At 69.2% G+C, this 3,813-nt stretch carries 2 protein-coding genes and 1 pseudogene; all 3 read left to right on the top strand.

The genetic code is table 11. The features are described 5' to 3' along the window. Positions 1-230: pseudogene (locus ABZ873_RS33990) on the top strand (ATP-binding protein); the annotation flags it as partial. 294 nt (positions 231-524) lie between these two features. Beyond that, complete coding sequence (locus tag ABZ873_RS33985; RefSeq protein WP_360880693.1) at positions 525-3,710, top strand: nitrate- and nitrite sensing domain-containing protein; 3,186 nt, start codon at positions 525-527, stop codon at positions 3,708-3,710. Beyond that, positions 3,694-3,813, top strand: a 120-nt coding sequence (locus ABZ873_RS33980) for a roadblock/LC7 domain-containing protein (protein ID WP_360880696.1), incomplete at its 3' end; no start/stop codon positions are given. The genes ABZ873_RS33985 and ABZ873_RS33980, both read left to right, overlap by 17 nt.

Raw genomic sequence — 3,813 nt, 5'->3', positions numbered from 1 at the left:
TCGCCGACTGCTTCCCCGCCGTCGACTACTTCGAGAACAGCGGCCTCCCCTTCGTCATCGCCCTCAACGGCTTCGACGGACACCAGCCCTACACGGCGGACGAGGTGCGCGAGGCCCTGCAGATCGGCCCCGGCGCCCCGATCATCACCACCGACGCCCGCCACCGCGCGGACGCCAAGAGCGCCCTCATCACGCTCGTCGAGCACGCCCTCATGGCGCGGCTCAAGTAAGACGGTTCCGGTCGCCGGATGCCAGGGGCGGGTTGTGTCCTACGACACGGCCCGCCCCGTGGCGTTCATAACGTTTCGACAGAGAATTGAAGCCGTTTCGCGACAGGGAGCGTTCATCCGGTGCCACTGCGCTCACACGCGCCCCGGCTTTTGCCGCAGGACGCTCTTTATGTCCGATTTATGTGAGGCATAAGTCTCTGGGAATGGCAGATTCCAACTGTTTGGAACAGGGCCGTCAACCGTGCTGGAATTCAACGAACTAGCTAGTAGCACCGCCGAGAGGTTGTTGGTCGAGTGAGGCGAAGCAATGCGAGCCCCGCGGATGAAACCGCGCGTGGCAACTTCACCCCGCCGCCGCGAGCGGCCGCGTCGCCCGCCGACGTGCCCGTGGAACCGTCGGCGGGCACCGGGAGCGCCAGCAGGTTCTCCCCGCGCAACTGGCGCGTGCCCACCCGTCTGAACGCCATCCTCCTCGTCCCGGCCCTCGTGGGCCTGGTCATGGGCGGCTTCCAGGTGAAGGGCGCCGTCGACACGTGGAACGAGGCCAAGGAGGCCGAGCAGATAGCCCGGGTCGTCCAGGCGGCCTCGGAGTACAGTCAGGCACTGCTCAACGAGCGTGACCTCACGGCCGAGCCCCTCCTGAACGGCCAGACCAAGGACGACCGCGTCACCAAGGCGTACGCGGACACCGGCGCGGCCAAGGACAAGTTCGACAAGGCCGTCCAGGACATGCCCAAGAACCAGGGCCTGGAGCGGCGTCTGGAGCTCTTCCGCGCGGAGGAGCCCAAGCTCAAGGACGTCCGCGAGAAGGCGTACCTGGCGGCGGCCGAGACTCCGAAGAAGAACCTCCCCACCGCGGCGGGCCCCATCCCGACCGAAGAGGGCTATGTGCTGGTCCAGCACTACCTCATGCAGTTCGCCAACGAACTCGGTCTGGGCACCGGAAACGTGACCTCCTACGGCCGCATGGTCTACGCGGTCCAGCTGGCCAAGGCGGCCAACTCCCTCCAGCGCTCCGTCGGCACCCACCTCCTGGTGCGCCCGAGCGCGGACGAGAACACCCGCAAGGCCCAGCTCGTCGCCTTCTCCTCCTACGCCTACCTCGAAGAGATCGCCATCGGCGAGTACGTCGCGGCGGGCACCGAGGAGGACGTGAACCGCCTCAAGACGGTGATGGGCAAGAAGTCCGAGGAGGGCAAGGCCAAGCTCGCCGAGGCCAAGCACCAGGCCGAGCAGGCCGGCACCAAGTTCGTGCCGCCGCCGGCCCCGAACGGCAACCCGCTCGTCGGCATGACCGAGGCCATCGCCAGCGGTGAGAGCAAGAAGAGGCTCGCCGAGACCGGTACGAACCCGGTGTTCTGGCAGGCCGCCGCCACCGCCAAGTTCGACGGCTACGACGAGATCGAGAAGGAACTCCTCGACAAGGCCGTCAACGACGCCGTCGCCGTCTCGGACGACGCCCGCACCGACGCCATCGTCAACGGCGCCATCGTGGTCGTGGCCCTGCTCGCCGCCTTCATCCTGGCCGGCATGATGGCCCGCCAGATGGGCCGCGCGATGGGCCGCCTGCGCACCGCCGCCTTCGACATCGCCGAGCAGCGCCTGCCGACGCTCGTCGACCAGCTCTCGCGCACCGACCCGGGCAAGGTGGACACCCGTGTCCTGCCGATCCCGATCGACTCCCGCGACGAGATCGGCGAGGTCGCCCGCGCGTTCGACCAGGTCCACCGCGAGGCGGTACGGCTCGCGGCCGAGCAGGCGCTCCTGCGAGGGAACGTCAACGCGATCTTCACCAACCTCTCCATGCGCAACCAGTCGCTGATCGAGGGCCAGCTGACCCTCATCACCGACCTGGAGAACAACGAGGCCGACCCGGACCAGCTGGAGAACCTCTTCCGCCTGGACCACCTGGCCACCCGTATGCGCCGCAACGGCGAGAACCTCCTCATCCTCGCGGGCGAGGAGCCGGGCCGCCGCTGGGACCAGCCGGTGCCCCTGGTCGACGTCCTGCGCGCCGCCTCCTCCGAGGTGGAGCAGTACGAGCGCATCGAGCTCTCCGGTGTCTCCGAGGCGGAGATCCACGGCCAGGCCGTGACCGACCTCGTGCACCTCCTCGCGGAGCTGCTGGAGAACGCCACCACCTTCTCCTCGCCGCAGACCAAGGTCCGCGTCAACGCCACGCGTCTGCCCGACGGCCGCGTGATGGTCGAGATCCACGACAAGGGCATCGGCCTCACCGCCGAGGACTTCGCGGACATCAACCACAAGCTGGCCAACCCGCCGACCGTGGACGCCGCGATCTCGCAGCGCATGGGCCTGTTCGTGGTCGGCCGGCTGGCGGACCGCCACAGCATCCGCGTCCAGCTGCGCCCCTCGGGCGAGGCCGCGGGCACCACCTCGCTGGTCATGCTCCCCGACGCCATCACCCACGGTGGCGGTGGCGAGGGCATCCCGGACGACGACTTCACGGTCTCGCAGATCATCCCGGAGCAGCAGAGCCAGCAGGCCGCCCCGATGCGGACGGCCGCCGAGCTCGGTTTCGACGACTCGCGCTACGAGCCGGGCGGCGAGGGCCAGGGCGTGGACCCGGTCGTGCGTTCCCTGGGCCGCGAGGAGCGCCGGGCCGCGCTGGAGGCGCAGGTCGGCTACCCGCAGGAGCAGCAGCAGTACGCCGAGCCCTCGGCGCAGGACTATCCGGAACCCCAGCCTGAGCACGGCTACCAGCCGTACCAGGGCTACGACCAGCAGTCCGGGCAGGGTTACGACCCGAACTACGACGGACAGCGTGCGCAGCAGGGCTTCGAGGCGTACCCGCAGCAGGACTACGGCTATACGGAAGACGGCTATCCGGACCAGCAGCCGGGCTCCCAGCAGTACGACGGAGGCTTCGAAGCCGCCCCGGAGCAGGACGACTGGCCGAAGCAGAACACGTATCCGGCTGCCTACCAGCAGAGCTACGGGACCGAATCGGAATCCCCCTCCGTACCCGAACCGGCCGCGGAGCGCGTAGGCTTCGACCGTCCGGGCGCCGCTGCCGACACCGGTCACGAAATGACCGGAGCGGGCCTGCCGCGACGCGGCAGCCAGCAGCAGTGGCAGCCGGCACAGCAGGAAGCGGAGTCCCCCGGGTCCCTCTTCGAGCAGCGGTCGCCGCGTGCGCGCCAGGCCGCCGCCCCGGAGCAGGACCAGGACCAGGACGGCGGTTCGGGCTGGCGTTCGGGCAACGACGAGCGCTGGCAGCAGGCCGCCAAACTCCGTGAGCCGAAGGCGGGCGGGGTCACCCCGTCCGGTCTCCCTCGGCGTGTGCCCAAGGCCAACCTGGTCGAGGGCGCGGCGGAGACGACCCCGCAGGGCGGCCCCCAGGTCTCCCGCGCTCCGGAGGATGTCCGCGGCAGGTTGAGCAACCTGCGGCGGGGTGTCCAGCAGGGACGCAGCGCGGGCAGTGAGCAGTCAAGTAACAGCTATGACCAGGAGCGTTAGTGTGAGCCCGATGAGCCAGGCGGCACAGAACCTGAACTGGTTGATCACCAACTTCGTGGACAACACCCCCGGGGTGTCGCACACGGTGGTGGTCTCCGCCGAC

Source organism: Streptomyces sp. NPDC047014 (assembly GCF_040644195.1).
Classification (GTDB): domain Bacteria; phylum Actinomycetota; class Actinomycetes; order Streptomycetales; family Streptomycetaceae; genus Streptomyces.
The sequence above is the reverse complement of the archived record's forward strand: the minus strand, read 5'-3'. Positions and strand labels throughout refer to the sequence as shown.